Source organism: Pedobacter zeaxanthinifaciens, assembly GCF_003313335.1.
In the GTDB taxonomy this organism is placed as follows: Bacteria; Bacteroidota; Bacteroidia; order Sphingobacteriales; family Sphingobacteriaceae; genus Pedobacter; species Pedobacter zeaxanthinifaciens.
In genome coordinates this window covers 130,546-149,594 of record NZ_QMHP01000006.1, presented here as the reverse complement: position 1 = coordinate 149,594, position 19,049 = coordinate 130,546, and the positions used below count along the sequence as shown (strand labels likewise).

Annotated in this window: 16 protein-coding genes; 13 read left to right on the top strand and 3 right to left on the bottom strand. The window is 39.5% G+C overall.

Features of this window, described 5'->3' with window-relative positions:
* Nucleotides 1-129 precede the first annotated feature (129 nt).
* On the bottom strand, nt 130-558 hold the full coding sequence (locus DUT68_RS10970; protein WP_113638244.1) for a single-stranded DNA-binding protein: 429 nt from the start codon (nt 556-558) through the stop codon (nt 130-132).
* A gap of 13 nt (nt 559-571) precedes the next feature.
* The gene (gene mutY / locus DUT68_RS10965) at nt 572-1,618 is read right to left on the bottom strand and encodes an A/G-specific adenine glycosylase (protein ID WP_113638243.1); all 1,047 of its coding nucleotides are present in this window, start codon (nt 1,616-1,618) and stop codon (nt 572-574) included.
* A gap of 161 nt (nt 1,619-1,779) precedes the next feature.
* Between mutY and DUT68_RS10960 the strand changes: the two genes are divergently transcribed.
* From DUT68_RS10960 to DUT68_RS10930, 7 genes are all read left to right on the top strand, one after another.
* Entirely contained in the window at nt 1,780-2,097 is a 318-nt protein-coding gene (locus DUT68_RS10960; RefSeq protein ID WP_262510298.1) for an HU family DNA-binding protein, read from the top strand.
* Between the two features lie 12 nt (nt 2,098-2,109).
* Nucleotides 2,110-2,961 carry a tetratricopeptide repeat protein gene (locus tag DUT68_RS10955; protein ID WP_113638241.1) on the top strand — a complete coding sequence of 284 codons (852 nt, stop codon included), beginning with the start codon at nt 2,110-2,112 and terminating at the stop codon, nt 2,959-2,961.
* A gap of 248 nt (nt 2,962-3,209) precedes the next feature.
* Nucleotides 3,210-4,757 (top strand): Rne/Rng family ribonuclease, encoded by a 1,548-nt coding sequence (locus DUT68_RS10950; protein WP_113638240.1) that lies wholly within the window; start codon nt 3,210-3,212, stop codon nt 4,755-4,757.
* A gap of 581 nt (nt 4,758-5,338) precedes the next feature.
* Nucleotides 5,339-6,721, top strand: coding sequence for a DNA repair protein RadA (radA, locus tag DUT68_RS10945; RefSeq protein WP_113638239.1), 1,383 nt, complete (start codon nt 5,339-5,341; stop codon nt 6,719-6,721).
* Between the two features lie 87 nt (nt 6,722-6,808).
* Nucleotides 6,809-8,626 carry an LVIVD repeat-containing protein gene (locus DUT68_RS10940; RefSeq protein WP_113638238.1) on the top strand — a complete coding sequence of 606 codons (1,818 nt, stop codon included), beginning with the start codon at nt 6,809-6,811 and terminating at the stop codon, nt 8,624-8,626.
* Between the two features lie 67 nt (nt 8,627-8,693).
* Nucleotides 8,694-9,164 (top strand): DUF4920 domain-containing protein, encoded by a 471-nt coding sequence (locus DUT68_RS10935; RefSeq protein WP_113638237.1) that lies wholly within the window; start codon nt 8,694-8,696, stop codon nt 9,162-9,164.
* Nucleotides 9,165-9,344: 180 nt separating this feature from the next.
* Nucleotides 9,345-10,529 carry a copper amine oxidase gene (locus tag DUT68_RS10930; RefSeq protein ID WP_113638236.1) on the top strand — a complete coding sequence of 395 codons (1,185 nt, stop codon included), beginning with the start codon at nt 9,345-9,347 and terminating at the stop codon, nt 10,527-10,529.
* A 113-nt stretch (nt 10,530-10,642) separates the two neighbouring features.
* Here the strand turns inward: DUT68_RS10930 and DUT68_RS10925 are convergent, their stop codons facing one another.
* Nucleotides 10,643-11,857, bottom strand: a complete 1,215-nt coding sequence (locus tag DUT68_RS10925) for an ROK family transcriptional regulator (protein WP_113638235.1) — start codon at nt 11,855-11,857, stop codon at nt 10,643-10,645.
* A 170-nt stretch (nt 11,858-12,027) separates the two neighbouring features.
* On the opposite strand from DUT68_RS10925, the gene DUT68_RS10920 reads away from it, so the two are divergent.
* The 6 genes from DUT68_RS10920 to DUT68_RS10895 are packed head-to-tail and all read left to right on the top strand — an operon-like array spanning nt 12,028 to nt 19,007.
* Complete coding sequence (locus tag DUT68_RS10920) at nt 12,028-13,032, top strand: phosphodiester glycosidase family protein (protein ID WP_113638234.1); 1,005 nt, start codon at nt 12,028-12,030, stop codon at nt 13,030-13,032.
* A gap of 3 nt (nt 13,033-13,035) precedes the next feature.
* Complete coding sequence (locus DUT68_RS10915; protein WP_113638233.1) at nt 13,036-14,904, top strand: FAD-dependent oxidoreductase; 1,869 nt, start codon at nt 13,036-13,038, stop codon at nt 14,902-14,904.
* Complete coding sequence (locus DUT68_RS10910) at nt 14,904-16,289, top strand: DUF5009 domain-containing protein (protein WP_237088317.1); 1,386 nt, start codon at nt 14,904-14,906, stop codon at nt 16,287-16,289. Before DUT68_RS10915 ends, DUT68_RS10910 begins: the two co-directional genes overlap by 1 nt.
* Before the next feature lie 15 nt (nt 16,290-16,304).
* Nucleotides 16,305-17,609 carry an MFS transporter gene (locus DUT68_RS10905; RefSeq protein ID WP_237088316.1) on the top strand — a complete coding sequence of 435 codons (1,305 nt, stop codon included), beginning with the start codon at nt 16,305-16,307 and terminating at the stop codon, nt 17,607-17,609.
* The gene (locus DUT68_RS10900; RefSeq protein WP_113638230.1) at nt 17,596-18,279 is read left to right on the top strand and encodes a GDSL-type esterase/lipase family protein; all 684 of its coding nucleotides are present in this window, start codon (nt 17,596-17,598) and stop codon (nt 18,277-18,279) included. Before DUT68_RS10905 ends, DUT68_RS10900 begins: the two co-directional genes overlap by 14 nt.
* Nucleotides 18,280-18,281: 2 nt before the next feature.
* Nucleotides 18,282-19,007, top strand: coding sequence for a GDSL-type esterase/lipase family protein (locus DUT68_RS10895; RefSeq protein ID WP_113638229.1), 726 nt, complete (start codon nt 18,282-18,284; stop codon nt 19,005-19,007).
* Nucleotides 19,008-19,049 lie beyond the last annotated feature (42 nt).

Sequence of the window (19,049 nt, the reverse complement as noted above, 5' to 3'; positions counted from 1 at the left end):
ATTTATGTTTGCCAACAAACGGAACTTGCACAGTGCCCGACATAAGCACTTTCAATTTGCTACGGCGAGTTGGTTAAATAAAAAGGCCAGGGTAAAATGCCCTGGCCTTGCTTTTATATTTCCCTTAGTTTAAAACGGCAAATCACCACTTTCATCAATTGCGTTAGAAAAATCATCTTCTATTTTACTGGTTGATGTTGTTCCGTTAGGATGTGTAGGTTCAAAATCGCTTTTTCTGCCTAACATTGTAAAGTTTTCGGCAACCACCTCGGTAACATATTTCTTTACTTTTTCTTTGTCCTCAAATGAGCGGGTTCTTAATTTACCTTCAATGTAAACTAATTTTCCCTTCTGCAAATATTTAGAGGCTACCTCGGCCAATCCTCTCCACAAAACAATATTGTGCCACTCTGTTTGCTCTACACGTTTTCCATCTTTGTTGAATGTCTCCGAGGTGGCTAAAGGAAAACTTGCTACGGTAACTCCACCTTCTAAATGTCTAACTTCGGGGTCCTTTCCCAAGTGGCCCACTAAGATTACTTTGTTAATACCTGACATAAATAATATTTGATTAGTCTATATGTTTTTCAATAAAATCCCCTATAATTTTCGGGTGCGGCAACTGTTTAAAATCTTCAATATCAACCGATTTAATTTCGGCATAATCATTAAAGTTAACAATATAATTATCTATTGCAAAAAATTGAACATATATAATTTGGTGTGTCAGGATGTGCTTTCTAGCGTCTAAAAGGCTTATTTTCACCTCAGTGCCGAAAATTGATTTAATTTTATCAAAAAATTCAGCGCTTGGAGTTGTTAACTCTTCATCGGTTTCAATTAGCGGGAAATCGTAAAGGTGCTGCCAAACATCGCCGGCAGTACGTTGCTTTGTTAAAATCTGTTGATTAGCAATGCCTACAAAATAGTTGAAGTAACGCTTTTTAACCTTTACCTTTTTTAGTTTAACAGGAAGTTGATCAACAATTTGATGTTGATATGCTTGGCAATCCAAGCGTAGCGGACAGGTTTCGCACAATGGCGCTTTCGGCTTGCATTGCAATGCCCCAAACTCCATTATAGCTTGATTATAAATCGCAGGCTCTTGATCAGCAATAAGCTGCTTAGCCAAATCTGCAAACTCCTTTTGACCAATATTGGAATTAATGGGATGGCTAATTCCAAAATATCTTGCCAAAACCCGGTAAACGTTGCCATCAACAACGGCCTGTTTTTCATTACTGGAAAAAGAAGATATGGCCGCTGCCGTGTAAGCCCCAATACCCTTCAAAGCAATCAGTTCTTGGTAGCTTGTAGGAAATTCTCCTGCATATTTTGACATTACTAGCTTGGCAGTATGCAGCATATTCCGGCCTCTGGAATAGTACCCCAACCCTTGCCAAAGTTTCAAAACTTGCTCTTCGGAGGCGGCCGCGAACGAGCTCACATCTGGAAAATGGGCCAAAAACCTGTTGAAATAAGGCAGGCCTTGCTCCACTCTTGTTTGTTGCAAAATAATTTCCGAAAGCCAGATTACGTAAGGATCTGTGGTATTTCTCCAAGGGAGATCTCGCTTATTTTTCAAGTACCAGGCTACAATTTCCAGTTGAAACGACATTGAGGCAAAAGTACAATAAAAGCAGTTAAAACGATAAAAGTTGCAATGCTATGATGGTCAGTACTATAAATAAATCATCTTTTATTTTCCTATCTCATTAAAAAGCAATACTTTTGCATCCCCAAATTAGATGTAATTAAAAAACAACACACAATAATTTAATTAAATTTAGAAATATGACTAAGGCAGATATTATTGCTGAAATTTCAACAAAGACAGGGATTGAGAAAGTTGACGTTCAAGAAACAGTGGAGGCATTTTTCAAAGTAATCAAAAACAACATGATTGCTGGTGAAAATGTATACGTAAGAGGTTTTGGCAGTTTTGTAGTGAAAAAAAGAGCTCAAAAAACTGCTAGAAATATCTCTAAAAACACTGCAATTATTATCCCAGAGCACTTTGTTCCTAGCTTTAAACCAGCAAAAGTATTTGTTGACAAAGTAAAAAACAGCTCAAAAAAAGCTAAAGTACAAGCTTAATATTTTAATCAAATGAAAAACCCACGTACAATACAGATCGCTATTATTGCAGGCATTGTTTTGCTTGTGGGTTTTTTATTTAGCCAAGATATTAAAGGACTGGTAAAGCCCAAAGAGGATAAAACAGCAGCAATGCCGGCCGAACAGCAACAAGCAAGCAGTTTGAGCTTAACGCAAGTATCGGCAACTGCAAAAAACTTGATCAGCAACGCAGCAGCAAACGAATTCAACGTTCTGGAGAATGCTTACCAAAAAGCTAGCGGCGAAGAAAAAGTAAATCAAGCCAAAGTGTTAGCCAAAAAGTGGGATGATTTAGAACAGCCTGTTCCTAGTGCATTGTACTTGGAAGAAGCTGCAAACGGTCAGCCAACATTGGTAAACTGGTTAACCGCTGGAGATCGGTTTTTGAAAGCGTTTGATAGCACACAAGATAGCTTGATTAAGGTAGAAGTGCTACAGAAAGCTAATGGTGCTTTTGGTAAGGCCATAGCGCTTGACTCAACCAACCTAGATGCCAAAACAGGCATGGGAATTACCGTTGTGAACGGCCTTGGGGCGCCAATGCAAGGTATTGCTATGCTATTGGATGTAGTGAAACAAGATCCTAAGAATTTTAAAGCAAACATGAACTTAGGTTTATTTGCCATAAAATCAGGGCAGTTTGATAAGGCGGTTACTCGTTTTGAAGATATCATCAACAAAATTAAAGCAACGCCTGATGCCTACTTTTACCTAGCTACAGCTTACGAAAGTTTAGGCCAAAAAGAAAAAGCAGTAAATGCTTATTTACAAAGCAAAAAACTCGCAGCTAACCCAACTTTATCGAGCTTTATTGATAAAAAGGTTGCTGAGTTAAAAAAATAACAGAATTAGTAAAAACATTAAAACTTAAAATTATGCCAAGCGGTAAAAAAAGAAAAAGACATAAAATGGCTACCCACAAACGCAAAAAACGTTTAAGAAAAAATAGACACAAGAAAAAATAATTGATTTTCTTTAGTGTAAAACCAAAAGTGAATGTCCCGAAACAATCGGGATGTTTACTTTTGGATTTTTCTTTTGTTTTTTGGTCCATGTGTTAATAAGGTATAAAAACCTTAAAATCTGTAGCTTTGGTAAAGGAATTAATAATAGATTCTACTCCCACGGGGGTAACCATAGCTTTAATAGAAGACAAGCAACTTGTTGAGCTTCACAAAGAACACGTTAACAATAACTACGCTGTAGGCGACATTTATTTAGGCCGCATTAAAAAGATAATGCCCGGTCTGAATGCTGCTTTTGTAGATGTTGGATACGAAAAAGATGCATTTTTGCATTACTTTGATTTAGGTCCACAAGTTCAATCTCTGATAAAGCTAACGAAGATTAGACGTAACGGCACACAGGGCACTTTACTAGATAACTTTAAATTAGAAGCTGATATCAATAAAGCAGGGAAAATCTCTGAAGTGGTCAGCAAAAATTTATTGGTACCAGTACAAATTGCCAAAGAACCCATTTCTACTAAAGGTCCCAGGTTAAGCTCAGATCTTTCTATTGCCGGAAGATATACCGTACTGGTTCCTTTTTCTAATGTCATATCTATCTCCAAAAAAATTAAAAGCAATACTGAACGTAATCGCTTAAAAAAGATTATCGAAAGTATTAAGCCTAAAAATTTTGGTGTAATCATTAGAACAGTTTCTGAGGGAAAAGGCGTTGCCGAATTACAGAAAGACTTATTGGATTCCATATCGAAATGGGAAAGCTTTATGAAAAAGCTTCCAGAAACGGAACCCTCTAAGCGTGTTTGGGGCGAAATGGATAGGACATCAACGCTTATCCGCGATATTTTAAATACCGATTTCGCTAACGTATATGTAAACGACCAAGCATTATTTGAAGATATTCGTTCTTATGTGCACGAAATTTCTCCTGAAATGGAGCGTATTGTAAAACATTACAAGCACAAAGAACCGATTTTTGACCACTTTGGGGTCGAAAAACAAATTAAAAACGGTTTTGGAAAAACCGTAAACTTGGCCGGTGGTGCCTACTTAGTGGTAGAACACACCGAGGCTTTGCACGTAATAGACGTAAATAGTGGAAATAGAACCGCTAGCAAAGAAAACCAGGAAGAAAATGCGCTTCAAGTAAATAAAGAAGCTGCTAAAGAAATTGCCCGCCAATTGAGGCTTAGAGATATGGGCGGTATTGTGGTGATTGATTTTATCGATATGCACAAACCGGCTAATAGAAAAGTACTGTTTGACCACTTAAGGGAGCTGATGCTTTTGGACAGAGCCAAACATACCATTTTACCTCCTAGCAAATTTGGCTTGGTACAAATTACCCGTCAAAGGGTAAGGCCAGAAATGAACATTGTAACGGTAGAAAAATGCCCTACCTGCGATGGAACTGGTGAAATTAAGGCAAGTATTGTATTGATGGACGACATCGAAAGCAATATGACTTATATCCTGCGTGAGCAGAACGAAAAAAATATTACGCTGTGTGTGCACCCTTACATAGCGGCCTTTATCAAAAAAGGATTAGTTTCCCTGCAATGGAAATGGTTCTTTAAATTTGGGCAATGGGTAAAGGTTAAAGAAGTATCTTCATACCATTTAACCGAGTTTCATTTTCTATCGGCCAAAGACGAAGAAATTAAGCTTTAAACTAAAAGGATGTTAGAAAGTCTCGATGCAAATCGGGACTTTCTTGTTTAAAGCTAAGAAAGCCAAATCGCTTCGCCAACTTGCCCGAAATTTTACTTTACATTGTTCAAAATCAAAAATCATCGAAGGAATAGAAGGTCATAGCAGAAAACCCCACCGCCACTTAAAAACTTACATGCCTTATGTGATTTAGAAAGTATAGGTCAAAACCTAATGCTCCTATGTGGTTAAAAAATCAAAAATCATAGAAGGAATAGAAGGTCATAGAAGAAAAACCCACCACCACTTAAAAACTTACATGCCCTACGTGATTTACAAAGTATGAACAAAAACCTATGTCCCTATGTGGTTAAAAAATCAAAAACCATATAAGGAATAGAAGGTCGTAGAAGAAAACCCCACCGCCACTAAAAACGTCCATGCCTTACCTGATTTACAAAGTATGGGCAAAACCTAATGCTCCTACGTGGTTAAAAAATCAAAAACCGTTTTCAAGCCATCAAATAAATTTAGTTTTTTTAAACTCGTCTATTTTTTCCAAGCTATTAAAAGTAAATTCGTAAACCTAAAATCGAAATCAATTGGCTAAAATTAAATCAGCATATTTCTGTCAAAGCTGTGGCTACGAATCAGCAAAATGGTTGGGCAAGTGCCCTTCTTGCCAGCAGTGGAATACATTTGTAGAGGAAATTATTGAAAAACCTTCTGCCGGTAACGCAGCCGTTTGGAAAACCAGTACTGGAGGAGCCCAAAGGGTAAATAAGCCCAGCAAATTAGCGGAAATACAAAGCGTAAGCGAGGACAGATTACCAACCGGAGATGCAGAACTAGACAGAGTGCTTGGCGGCGGACTGGTACCTGGTTCGGTAACTTTGATTGGTGGTGAGCCCGGCATTGGTAAATCAACCTTAATGCTTCAGTTGGCGCTAAACATTCGTCAAAAGCGTGTACTTTATGTTTCTGGCGAGGAAAGCGAACAACAGATCAAGATGAGGGCTGAGCGAATTACTAAAAGTCCAAGTGCCGATTGCTTTATTTTAACAGAAACCTCAACCCAAAATATATTTAAGCAGCTAGAGCAGTTGGAACCTGAAATTCTGGTTGTAGATTCCATACAAACTTTACACTCGGCCCACATCGATTCCACTCCGGGCAGTGTTTCGCAGGTGCGTGAATGTACTGCCGAACTACTTCGCTTTGCGAAAGAGACTGACACGCCCGTGTTTTTAATTGGCCACATTACCAAGGATGGAGCTATTGCGGGTCCTAAAATTTTGGAACACATGGTAGATACTGTTTTGCAGTTTGAAGGCGACAGGCATCACATCTATCGGATTTTGCGTTCCATTAAAAATAGATTTGGGGCAGCCGCCGAACTAGGAATTTACGCCATGCATGGTAACGGCCTTAGGGAAGTTTCCAATCCATCGGAAGTGCTGCTTTCGCAACGTGATGAAGAACTTAGTGGCATCACCATTGGCGCAACCATTGAAGGCGCCAGGCCAATGCTTATTGAAACACAAGCGCTAGTGAGCATTTCTGCTTATGGTACGCCGCAGCGTTCGGCAACAGGCTTTGATACCAAACGAATGAACATGCTGCTGGCAGTTTTGGAGAAACGCTGTGGCTTTAGGTTGAGCGCAAAAGACGTGTTTCTTAACATCGCCGGTGGCATCAGAGTAGAAGATCCGGCCATTGACCTGTCCATTGTTGCAGCCATCATATCATCACACGAAGACATTCCAGTTTCTTCTAAAATTTGTTTTGCGGCAGAGGTTGGCTTGTCAGGAGAAATTAGGGCAGTTAACAGGATTGAACAAAGAATTTCGGAAGCGGAAAAACTAGGCTTTGAAAAGATCTTCATTTCTAGCTACAACTTAAAAGGCTTCAATAAGGATAAATTTAAAATCGAATTGGTAACTGTGTCAAAAATAGAGGAAGTTTTTTCGGCCCTGTTTGGGTAGCCCAATTTCAAATAAATCGCTGTGTGATAATTAAATAACTTACATCTTTTCACTACATTTGTGTGTATTCTTAAAAGATGTAATACAATGAACAGAAAACCAATTATCGCCCTTGCGCTGCTTTTCCTTTTAGCAGGCATGAACGCTTGTAAAAGGTCTAAGGATGTCGAAGATCCAACTGTAGCAGACAAAAAAGGGCCAGAAGTAGTTCTTAACAACAATACTTCCTCTTTAAGTGCTCGCGTTAGTTACGTTAACGATGCGGTATCTTTAATGAGTGCTGGCGATAAAGCTGTTGAATCAAGAGAAGATTTTAGTCAGTATAATTTACAGCTCATAGCCGAAGTAGCTGCGCCAACTTACCAAGGCAAAACCCTACAGGCTACACATATTGATTTTGCCGGAAATAAGGTGTACGTATCATACAATACTCGTGGAGAAACATATTTGGGTGGTGTTGATGTTTTTGACGTGAGTAACGAATCGAGACCTACCTTAGTTTCGCAAGCAATAATGCCAAATACGGATATTTCATCTGTAGTTTACAACAACAATTACGTTTACTTGGCTTCTGCCACGGATGCAGATAAAGATATTACGCTTACTGCTCCGGCCGTTTTAGACAGAATTGCACTAAACAATGGCCTGTTAAGCAGCTCAACAGGCAGAGTGCAGTTGAAAGGATTTGTAGGTAAAAATATCATCGCAAAAAACAACCGCATTTATGTAGTTTCGGCTGAGCAAGGCGGCTTAAGTGTAGTAAATCCAAATGATTTCAAAGAAGAAAAATATAGCCCTTTTACCGGCTCGGTTGCACTGAGCAGCAATGCAAGTGGCAGTACCATTTTTGTATTGAAAAATAAACCCGGGCAAATTATAGGTTTAAATGCAAATGATTTAACCACAGCTAAAACCATAGCGCTTGGTGCCGACTTACCAGAAACAGAATCGCATATAGAGTTGGTTAACGATAACTTTTTACACGCTGCCGGAAGAGCTGGGTTAAATTATTTGAGTAGTACAGGTGCTTTGTTGGATAACATCCCTGTTCCTGCCAGTGTGCCAGGGGCAGATCCAGCAGATGTAGTAAGCAACAATGTATCCATCAACAACAACTTAATTTACATTGCAAATGGCGCCGCAGGCCTGTATGTGGCCAAACTTGATGGCAACACCTTAGTGCTGCTAGGAAAAGCTAGCTTAGGCGCATCTACCAATTATGTAAAAGCCAGCGGAAACCTCATTTTTGTAGCTACCGGAACTGGGGGTTTAAAAATTTTAAAGATGACTGCCGTAACCACCAGCAGCTCTACCGTGCCTTGTGAAAATAGAAGCACTTTAGCCTCGGACGTTAACGGGAACAGAAACCTGAATTCTAACGTAAAAGAGTATTTCTCAGGCACCACAACGCTTGGCGGCTTAAACGTAAATTCTAACGCCATTTTTGATTTTTGCGGCAACTTAACGCTAAACACCACTTCCAATATCAATAGTAATGGTGCTTTTTTGGTGAATGGTTCACTTGTAGCTAATCAACAATTTAATATAAATGCCTTTGCAGAGATAGTGGGAAGCGCTAGTTTCAAAGGTGGTTTAACAGTAAACACTAACGGTAAGTTGAAACTATTGCCCAAAATTAGCGGCGAACTTTATCCGGTTACTGGTGATTTTCACGTTAACGGACTAGCGGAAGTTAACAACGGTACCTTGCAAATTAGTAACAGATTAACCATTAACAGCAATGGGCGCCTGCGCTTGGTAAACACTAATTTGATTGTAAATGGCGATTTTGATTTAAACGGAACCATAGAATTTGTGGGAACTTGCAATGTAATTGTTAATGGCCGATACACTAAAAATTCTAACGGCAGCGTTATAGGAAGCAATACCGGGAAACAACTGTAGCTTTTGCTATTAACTTAATTAGAAAATTTAAATATCTTTGCAGAAGATCATTATAAATACAATTTGTATGAAAAAATTATTCTTAAGCTTAGTACTTTGTGCCTTAACCAGCATTGGCTTTGCTCAAAGTACTGATGCCGTTGAAGGCCAATCATTTGGTGAGGGCGTTAAAAAAGGCAACATTGTTCCAGCTACAGAGGTGAAAGCAAAGTTGGGCAAACAAGAAAAAGCTGATATGAAATTGATGGGCGAAGTTGTTTCTGTTTGCAAAAAGAAAGGCTGCTTTATGAACGTAAAAATTTCTGATACAGAAACCATGTTCGTAAACTTTAAAGATTATGGCTTTTTTATGCCTAAAGATATGCCTGCTGGTACTAAAGTAGTGATTGATGGCTTTGCACAAAAGAAAGAAACTTCAGTTGAAGATTTACAACACTACGCAAGAGATGCGAAAAAATCTGAAGAAGAAATAGCAAAAATTACAAAACCTAAAAAGGAAATCGTTTTTGAAGCCAAAGGCGTTGTAATTGTAAAATAATTAGAAAGGTTCTCCTTTTTAATATTGATTGATTGAAAAGCCTCGATGAAAATCGGGGCTTATTTTTTAACTTATTATTTTTTAATTAAACATAAAATTAATAAACGAACATTTACTTATTAAAATTTTTTAATTAATAAATTTCTATTATCTTCACATTTTAACAAATGAAAACCTAAAATGAAACTGAAGAGAAATTTAATTGCCGTTACCCTTTTATCTTTCGGTTTAAGTAGCTCGGCCCAGCAACTTACCAAACAACAAAATCAAGATTTGTTGAAAGCAGAACAAGGCTCCATTGTCCGATTGGACAATTTCTTGACCGAGAAATATCCGCAAATCGTTTATCAGAAATATCCAACTCCGGGGCCACAATACATCATTTCCGATGATCCTGAATATATCCGTGTGCCAGAAGCCATCGCTTTGCGGGAAAACGTTGTGCCTGGTACCGTAAGGTTTTACCTGTACAATGTAAACGGAGTTAAAGAGCCGCAAAAAATGGACAGGAAAATCATTGCAATGATTAAAAATACTGGCAAGGCGCCTATGCGCATAAAAATGTTAAAATATGTGAGTCAGCCGCCTAGCACCAATTATTTTAAATTGGGTAAAGAAGGATTAGCAGCATTTTTAGCGGCTCAGCCATCAGAAGATATTGTGCTTGTTAAACCAGGGGAAGCCGTTCCTTTAGATAATAAGCTAGAGAATTATGTAGTAAAGTACGATGAGCTAGTACATGGCTTTTATGAGTTTTTAGTGGACCAACCTGCCGAAATAACTGTGCTACAAACTGACCTAAAAACCAGCGGCAAAGAGGCATTAAAACGAATTACGAATGTATTGCCGCCCAAAACAAAAAGCGGTGCCGGACGCGGCATTTATGGCGTTAGCAATTACCATGTAAATAATACTGAAGTGATAGACACTAAAAACGGTACTTCGGCATTAATTGTAGCGGATGGCGCCACGGACCCATGGATTATTGGAAGAGAAGGAACTACAGGCCAACAGGCAAAATTAGCGGGTAACTACGGTGTAATGTACAATATAGAGCTGAAATGGAAAAGCACCGACGGGAAAGGTTTGGCCTTGATTACCTGGAACTCCCGCTCTGCAGACAACCAATGGTGCAGCGGAATGGCCGCAGCCATGAAAGTAAGCGAGGGAAAATTTAAGGAGGGGATTATCCAATTACCGAAAGACCAGCTGGTGACCAAAGCGGCTCCGGAAGCAGTGCTGATCCAAATTTTTAAACCAAAGGCAAATGGCGAAGAACAAACCATTAAACTTACTTACTCGCCGCCAGGTGCATCATGCTTGCCAACACCGTTAATTCTTGTTCCGATAGACGTTAATCCTTAAAGAAAAAGCCTTTTCAAAAAGAGACGCTGTTGTTAACCAAATCGTTATCACGATGATTGCGAAATGGACCTACAGCTGCTTTTTGAAAAGGCTAATCAGTATAAATATTTAATTTACGCTAGGCCAAGCAAACGGTTACGAACCAGCAAACAAGCACCTACAACCCCGGCCTTTTCGCCTAATTTAGACATCTTTAACTGCGTATCATTGTTTACCAAACTTAAAGAATACTTATTAAGCGAGCTCTTGATTGGCAAACGGATATACTCTCCAGTTTCTGCCAAACTACCGCCCAAAATTACCATTTCAGGGTTAAAGATATTGATGAGCACCGCAATTCCCTTACCGAGTTTTTCACCAACTTCGGCTACCAGTTCTATCGCCAAAACATCATCCTTTATGGCTGCGTCAATAATATGACTTAGCTTAATGTCATCTATCGGCATGCCCGACAAGATAGAAGTGGAACCTTCAGACAGTTTTTCTTTAAACTTCCTGACCAAAGCCCAGCCAGAAACTTCCGTTTCCAAACAGCCTTTTTTACCGCAGCTGCAAATAATTTCATTATTGAAAAAAGGAATATGGCCAAATTCGCCGGCAAAGCCCGATTTTCCGTAGTAAAGCTGACTGTTAATCATAATACCTACGCCCATCCCGTAATCCATATTTAAGAAAAGTACATTTTTCTCCTCGTGAACTACTCCGGCAGAAAACTCGCCAAAAGCCATTGCCCTGGAATCGTTTTCTAGAAAGATGCGCAAACCGATGCTTCTTTCTATTACCCTACTTAAAGGCTCCTCGTTAAAATGGAAAAAACTGTAACTGTATCCGGTAGCATAATTGATCCTACCCGATAGGTTAAGCCCCGCACCTAAAATCTTTTCTTTCTTTACAGGAGCTTCTTTAATAAAATTATTAATTAACTCGCAAAGCGAATCTAATGACTCCTCGCTGTTGTTTAAGCTGTATGGAATATTTGATTTCAGATGCACCAGGTTTTTTTGCAAATCTGTAAGCCCAATATTGATATGAGAACGCTTTACATCAACCCCCAAAAAATATCCCGATTCCATTACTAACCCGTAGATATTAGGCTTTCTACCGCCTCTGGACTGCAATTTCCCGAAATCCTTAACCAAGCCTTCCGCAATTAAATCGGTAAGTACATTGTTTATTTTAGGTGCACTTAGTCCTAACTCGGCGCATAAATCTGCAATAGTAGCATTCCCATTTTTACTAAAGTAAGCAACAATAGCTTTCTTAATGGTAATGTTTTTATAAGCTACGCCTGAGATACTTTCATCACCGAGTTCGTTAAAAAACGTCATGTTTATAATAATTTTAAAAATCAAAAATAAAACATTATCTGGTTCAAACTAATAATTGCGATTCTTTTGTCGCATAAAAGGGTCTAGAAATTAAAAAAGTTAAAAAAATATCTTTACTTATTAATTTTTTTAAAAAAGTTCATATATTTATCGCTAAGCAAACCAAACTAATGAAACAGCCTTTAACCAAACTATTAATTATTGCAGCTGCACTTTTAGCTTCTTGCAGTAAAAATGTAGACAACTCGCCTTTGCCGCAACCAACTGCTACAGATTCGGTGGCTTTAATTCCGTTAACCCAAGATTGGAAAAAAGCTATCCATTTAATGAAAGATTTTCCAAATGGCGTACAAGTTTTCCTTAACAAAAAAACCATCAACAATAAGGCAACGGTAATGTACGCCGTTGTATTTGATCCCAAGCTTATTGAACTAAAACCGGTAACATCGGCCACTAATAAAAAAGTTAGTGATTTTTACAATGAGGAATCATCAAGGAAATTTGCCTGCATTAACGGTGGCTTTTTTGGAACCAATACTTCATACAGCTTGAGCATGTACAATGGTATTATTTCGGCAGTTAACATTAAGGCACTTACCAGAACTTACAACAGCACCAACACTTCCTATTACCCAACTAGGGCCGCTTTTGGTTTAAAAGCAGATGGAACGCCAGAAGTTGCTTGGATTTATCATGTGGGCACCGGTAACGGAACTATTTACAGCTATCCAACGGTATCGCCCAACTTTCTAAATTCGGCACCTCAAGCTGTGCCTAGCGCTACTTTTCCAACAGGCGCAACGGTATGGAGCGTCAATTCGGCCATCGGCGGTTCGCCAATGCTCATTAAAAACAACAACATCAACATTACCGATGAGGAAGAATTGATTGTAATTGACAACAATGCTTCGAGAGCCAGATCAGCTATTGGATATACCAACAATAATAAAGTGATTTTACTTGCTGTAGAAGGCAACAATCCCAACGGTGGCACGGGTTTAAGCTTAGCTGAGCTTGCCCAAGTGATGAAAGACATGGGTTGCGCCGGAGCAATCAATTTAGATGGAGGCGGATCTACGTCGCTTATCGTGAATGGTACAGCCACCGTAAAACCATCAGACAGTGGCGGCGAGCGACCAGTTATTACAGCATTAATATTAAAAAGCAAATCATAAAGCATGCGTATCAAATCTTCTATTGTTCTTTTCTTTAGCTCCTTACTTGCCTTTTTTCAAGGCTTTGCGCAAAACTATTACCAAACTGATGTATTGATTATTGGCGGAGGAGCCAGCGGTACAACTGCCGCTATACAAGCTGCTAAAATGGGAGTTAAGGTACTGGTGATTGAGGAAACGGAATGGCTTGGCGGCATGCTTACATCTGCGGGAGTATCAGCAATAGATGGTAACCACAACATGCCATCGGGTTTGTGGGGCGAATTTAGGCAGCACCTGTACGATTATTACGGTGGCCCTAAAGCTGTGGAAACCGGATGGGTAAGCAATACTTTATTTGAGCCTTCTTTTGGCAATAAAACACTAAAGAAAATGGCTCAGCTTCCCAACTTAACCGTTTGGTACAAAAGTAAGCTCAGCAATGTTAGCAGAGCTGGCAAATTATGGACCGCCACCATTAACGTTGAAGGAAAACCCCAAGCTGTTGGCGCTAAAATTTTAATTGACGCCACTGAATTGGGCGATGTAATGGCCAAGCTGAAAGTGCCTTACCGTTTAGGCATGGACAGCAGATATGACACCGGCGAAAGCTTTGCTCCAGAAAAGGCCAACAACATTATTCAAGATTTAACCTATGTGGTGATTTTGAAAGATTTTGGCACAAAAGCAAATAAAACCATCAAAAAACCAGAGGGATATGACCCTAATGAATTTGATTGTTGCTGCGACGTACAAGATCCCGCATCGCATGATAGCACACCAAAAATTGATTGCAGCCAAATGATTACTTACGGCAAATTGCCTAATGGTAAGTACATGATCAACTGGCCAAAATGTGGTAACGATATTTACCTCAACATTGTGGAGATGAATGAAGCGGAACGCAAAGAAGCCTTAAAGAAAGCAAAACTACATAGCTTGCGTTTCATTTACCATTTACAAACCAAGCTTGGCTTTAAAAATTTAGGCATAGCCGATGATGAATTTCCTACTGCAGATGGTTTGCCTATGATAGCTTATTATAGAGAATCGCGGCGGTTAGATGGTAAAGTAACGTTAACCGTTAATGATGTAGCCTCGCCTTACACTCAAAAAACCGCTCTGTACAGAACGGGTATTGCCGTTGGCGATTATACGATCGATCATCATCATTTGAAAAATCCCGATGCGCCGAAAATCGATTTTGTGAAAATTAAGGTGCCTTCATATAACATTCCGCTGGGAGCTTTAGTGCCAAAAAACACTGAAGGTTTAATTGTAGCAGAAAAAAGTATTAGCGTTACCAATATTGTGGCAGGCGCTAGTCGCTTACAGCCGGTGGTTTTAGGTGTTGGCCAGGCGGCCGGCGCATTGGCGGCAACAGCAGTAATTAGTAATACAGATCCATCTCAAATTAACATTAGGGAGGTGCAAAATGCCTTGTTGGAAAGCAACGCATATTTGATGCCTTTTATCGACGTAAAACCTAATGATGCCTCGTTTAAAGTAATACAGCGCATTGGTGCTACCGGAATTTTAAAAGGTACGGGCTTATCATACAAGTGGGCCAATCAAACTTGGTTTTACCCAGAACTTCCGGTGAGCGAGTGGGACTTGGTAAATGGCTTAAAGTCTTTTTATCCCGCCTTTGCGGAATTAAATCCTTCAGGGAACTTGGTAAATGCAACATTTTTAGCAAGCGCAGTTAAGGAGATTGGCAAAAAGGATGTTAAAGCAACGCAAATTACAGACTTTTTGAAGCAACAAGGCTTTGGCAACCTAACCGCAGAAAGCAAATTAAACAGAAAAATGGTTGCGCATGTGCTGGATCACTTTTTAAATCCTTTCCAACAACGTATTGATTTTAATGGCATTCCAACAGTAAGTGAATAATGAATAATCGCTTAAATAGTTTAGATGCCCTGAGGGGCTTGGCCATTTTAGGCATGGTGCTATCGGGGAGTATTGCTTTTGGTGAAGTAATGCCCGCTTGGATGTTCCATGCGCAAGTGCCGCCGCCAAACCATGTATTTAACCCTAGTTTGCCGGGCATTACTTGGGTAGATTTAGTGTTTCCATTCTTCTTATTTTCCATGGGAGCCGCAATTCCCTTGGCCTTAAGCAAAAAAGCAGAAACACTTCCTTTTCATCAAATATTTATCCAACTGTTCTTCAGGTTGGTGCTATTAGCGCTATTTGCCATTTTTACTTTTCATGCTAGGGCTTGGGTAATCGACAAAGAGCCTCATCTAGGCACCTACGTTATTTCTATCGCCGCTTTTGCTTGCTTATTTCTGATGTACGGAAATTGGAAGGCTTTTGTGAGCAATCAACTTGCTATTGCACTAAAAGTAATCGGCATTGCCTTAGCCATTTCATTTTTAGCATTTTATCCATTTGCCTACGGCGATTTTTCTCTTTCTAAAAGCGATATCATCATTATTGTATTGGCAAACATGGCCTTTTTCGGCGGCTTAATTTGGTATTTCACCAGAAACAGGCCTATTTGGCGCATTGCAATACTGCCTTTTGTAATGGCCGTCTTTTTGGCTTCAAAAGAAGAAGGCAGCATTAATCAATTCATCTTTAACTTATCTCCAGCTGATTGGATTTACAAATTTTATTACCTAAAATACCTCTTTATTATCATCCCCGGCACATTTGCTGGCGAATGGTTTCTTAATGAGCGTAAACAAAAAGAACCAGCCGAAGGGACGAAAAAAACGATGCTGCTCATTTGTTTTTTAGCCATTGGATTATTGGTAACTAACCTTTGGGGATTATTTAGCAGGCAGCTGGAAATCAATTTATTGATTAATTTGATTGGAGCGGTTGGTTTAGTGCTGCTCGCAAAAGACATCAAGCAAAGCAACCTTATTAACAACATGGTTAAGGCAGGTGCTTATCTGTTATTGCTCGGCTTATTTTTCGAAGCTTACGAAGGTGGCATTAAAAAGGATTTTTCTACCTACAGTTATTATTTTGTATGCTCCGGACTTGCTTTTCTTTTGCTATTGGCTTTTAGTCTTTTTGAAAAGATGGGCTATTTTAAGTATGCAACAAATTTTTTGGCCGATAATGGCAAAAACCCAATGATTGCCTATACCGCTGGCAACCTTTTTCTAATTCCTTTACTTAAAATTACAACCCTTTCCGCTTGGTTAGATGTATTAAATACCAATGCCTTTTTGGGCTTTTTAAGGGGTGTAATTTTTACCGGAATTGTAGCGCTAATTACAGTGCTGTTCACCCGAATGAAATTTTTCTGGAAAACCTAAATCAACTAACATACCGTGAGCCAAACTACAAATAAATCTCTTAACCCTATTTTCTGGATTCCAAGTACTTGGTTTGCAATGGGTTTGCCCAATTTGGTATTAGGAGGAACGCTATTATCGCTTCTTTATAAAAACATGGGCTTTTCCGATACCGAAATTACGGTTTATACAGGTATCATTATTTTACCATGGAGCTTTAAACCACTTTGGGGCCCGTTTATGGAGCTTTACAAAACCAAGAAGTTTTACATTTATGGTTCACAAATCCTTTGCGGTGTGCTATTTGCCATTGCGGCTGGTTTACTGTTTTTAAGTAATTTCTTTGCTGCTTCAGTGGTGGTTTTTCTGCTTATCGCGTTTTTAGGTGCTACGCAGGATATTGCCGCAGATGGCTTATACCTACAATCGTTAAGTAATAAGCAGCAGGCGCAATACGTAGGTTGGCAAGGCACTTTTTACAATTTTGCGAAGCTATTTTCCAATGGAGGCATGGTATTTTTGGTTGGCATGCTTATTCCGCTTTATGGAAATACCAAAGCTTGGGCCACTATTTTGTTGATTTATGCCGCAGTAATGTTCTTGCTGGGCTTGTACAACAGAAAGTTTTTGCCGCAAACCCAAACGCAAGTACAAGTACAAACTAGCGCACAGGTTTGGCAAACGTTAAGTGATGTAATTACTTCCTTTTTTAGGAAAAAGCACATTTGGTTTGGCATTTTATTCATTGTTTTATATCGCTTTGCGGAAGGACAGGCCATTAAAATTATGCCCTTGTTTTTTAAAGCAGAAAAAGCTGTTGGCGGTTTAGGATTAAGCGAGGCCACCTTAGGCATGCTTACCGGAATTTATGGTACCATTGCTTTTGTTTTAGGCTCCTTAGCCGCAGGCTACTTCGTTTCTAACAAAGGTTTAAACCGCCAAACGTTGCTGATGCTGTGCGCTTTTTTTAACCTGCCCTTTATTACCTACGCTTATTTGGCTTTTACACAAACCAGTAATCTGTTCATTATTGGTAGTGCCGTAGCGGTTGAACATTTCGGTTATGGCTTTGGGTTCATTGGTATTATTTTATTCATCATGCAACAGATTGCCCCCGGAAAATATCAAATGGCGCATTATGCTTTTGGCAGCGCTATCACCTATTTTGGCTACACTTTGGCGAGTATGATTAGTGGCCCCATCAGTGATCATTTAGGTTACAAAGACTTCTTCATTTGGGTGCTTATTGCTACCATTCCGGCTTTCATTGCAACTTGGATAGTGCCTTTGAAAAAAGTAGAAGACGACAATTTAACGGAAGGAATTAATGGAGAAGCTTAGGTTTTTATTTGCTTTTTTGCTCCTACTTGCAACACAGCAATTGAATGCGCAGGAAACCACTGCTATAGATAGTAGCTACTTAAATGGGCATTACACGCAGCGACTGGATTTTTTCAGAAAGATGCCTAACCGAAAGGGAGAAATCGTCTTTGTAGGCAATAGCTTAACTGAGGGCGGTAAATGGCAGGAGATTTTTCAAAACCCTCATGTAATTAACAGGGGAATTAGTGGTGATGTTACTTACGGCATTTTAGCTCGCTTGGATGAAGTTCTGGCCTCTAAACCTGCCAAGATTTTTATCCTAGCAGGAATTAACGATATGAAAAGGGGTACACCCAACGAGGTGATTTTAGCCAATTTGAAGCGTATGATCCTGATGGTAAAAACGCAATCGCCAAAAACGAAACTTTACATGCAAAGCCTGCTTCCTGTAAACGAAGCCATGTTGCCAGACATTTACGCCAAGGTTAAAAATGCCAAAATTAATGCGTTAAACCAGCAACTGGAAGCACTTTGTAAGACTATGAATGTAAGCTACCTAAACATTCACCCAGCTTTGGCAGATGAAAGTGGAAGCCTCAAAAAGGAATTAAGTATTGACGGACTGCATTTGCGCCAGGCCAGCTACGTGCTTTGGGCTGAGGAATTGAAACGAAAAAAGGTGATGTAAGCATGAAACAGAATTCACAGGAAAAAAAATCAACGCGTTATTGCGTGGCAAGGGGTTTAAGCTTCCTTCTCATTGCAACTGCTATTTTTAGCGTAGCCCAAGCGCAAAGCGTGAAAATAGATAGCAATTACGCCAACTGGTATTACCTACAGCGCATGGAGTATTTTGCTAAAACGCCCATTCCAGAAAACGCCATCGTTTTTTTAGGCAACAGCATTACCGAACGGGGCGAATGGCAAGAGATTTTAGCTGACAGTAAATATCCCATCATTAACAGAGGTATAGGTGGCGACAATTCCTTTGGGATTTTGGCCCGCATGGATGAAATAGTGAAAGCCAAGCCCAAAGCCATTTATTTAATGGATGGCATTAATGATCAGTTCAGGAATTTGCCACACGATGTGAGTATCTATAATTATCGCCGCATCATTAGAAAGATAAAGCAGGCATCGCCAAAAACCAAGATTTACTTAGAGAGCGCACTGCCCATTAACGAAACACTTACTACAGAACCATACACCAAAGGTAAAAACATACGTGTGCCAGCATTGAACCAAAAGCTGGAAAAACTGGCTCAGGAAGAGGGTATTCCCTACGTTGATATTTGTCCGCTTTTTCAGGATGAAAACGGAGTGCTGAAACCAGCATTTACGATGGATGGTATCCACCTTAAAGCTTCGGCGTACATTGATTGGGTTAATTTTTTAAAGGATAAAAAGTATTTGTAAAACGGGGTTCGATAACCTTCATCAACATAAATAAAAAGAAAA

What these genes read in the sequence shown, in the direction of transcription:
- DUT68_RS10970 (WP_113638244.1), bottom strand. Translation starts at nt 558, where the DNA reads ATGTCAGGTATTAACAAAGTAATCTTAGTGGGCCACTTGGGAAAGGAC.
- mutY (WP_113638243.1), bottom strand. Translation starts at nt 1,618, where the DNA reads ATGTCGTTTCAACTGGAAATTGTAGCCTGGTACTTGAAAAATAAGCGA.
- DUT68_RS10955 (WP_113638241.1), top strand. Translation starts at nt 2,110, where the DNA reads ATGAAAAACCCACGTACAATACAGATCGCTATTATTGCAGGCATTGTT.
- DUT68_RS10940 (WP_113638238.1), top strand. Translation starts at nt 6,809, where the DNA reads ATGAACAGAAAACCAATTATCGCCCTTGCGCTGCTTTTCCTTTTAGCA.
- DUT68_RS10935 (WP_113638237.1), top strand. Translation starts at nt 8,694, where the DNA reads ATGAAAAAATTATTCTTAAGCTTAGTACTTTGTGCCTTAACCAGCATT.
- DUT68_RS10930 (WP_113638236.1), top strand. Translation starts at nt 9,345, where the DNA reads ATGAAACTGAAGAGAAATTTAATTGCCGTTACCCTTTTATCTTTCGGT.
- DUT68_RS10925 (WP_113638235.1), bottom strand. Translation starts at nt 11,857, where the DNA reads ATGACGTTTTTTAACGAACTCGGTGATGAAAGTATCTCAGGCGTAGCT.
- DUT68_RS10920 (WP_113638234.1), top strand. Translation starts at nt 12,028, where the DNA reads ATGAAACAGCCTTTAACCAAACTATTAATTATTGCAGCTGCACTTTTA.
- DUT68_RS10915 (WP_113638233.1), top strand. Translation starts at nt 13,036, where the DNA reads ATGCGTATCAAATCTTCTATTGTTCTTTTCTTTAGCTCCTTACTTGCC.
- DUT68_RS10910 (WP_237088317.1), top strand. Translation starts at nt 14,904, where the DNA reads ATGAATAATCGCTTAAATAGTTTAGATGCCCTGAGGGGCTTGGCCATT.
- DUT68_RS10900 (WP_113638230.1), top strand. Translation starts at nt 17,596, where the DNA reads ATGGAGAAGCTTAGGTTTTTATTTGCTTTTTTGCTCCTACTTGCAACA.
- DUT68_RS10895 (WP_113638229.1), top strand. Translation starts at nt 18,282, where the DNA reads ATGAAACAGAATTCACAGGAAAAAAAATCAACGCGTTATTGCGTGGCA.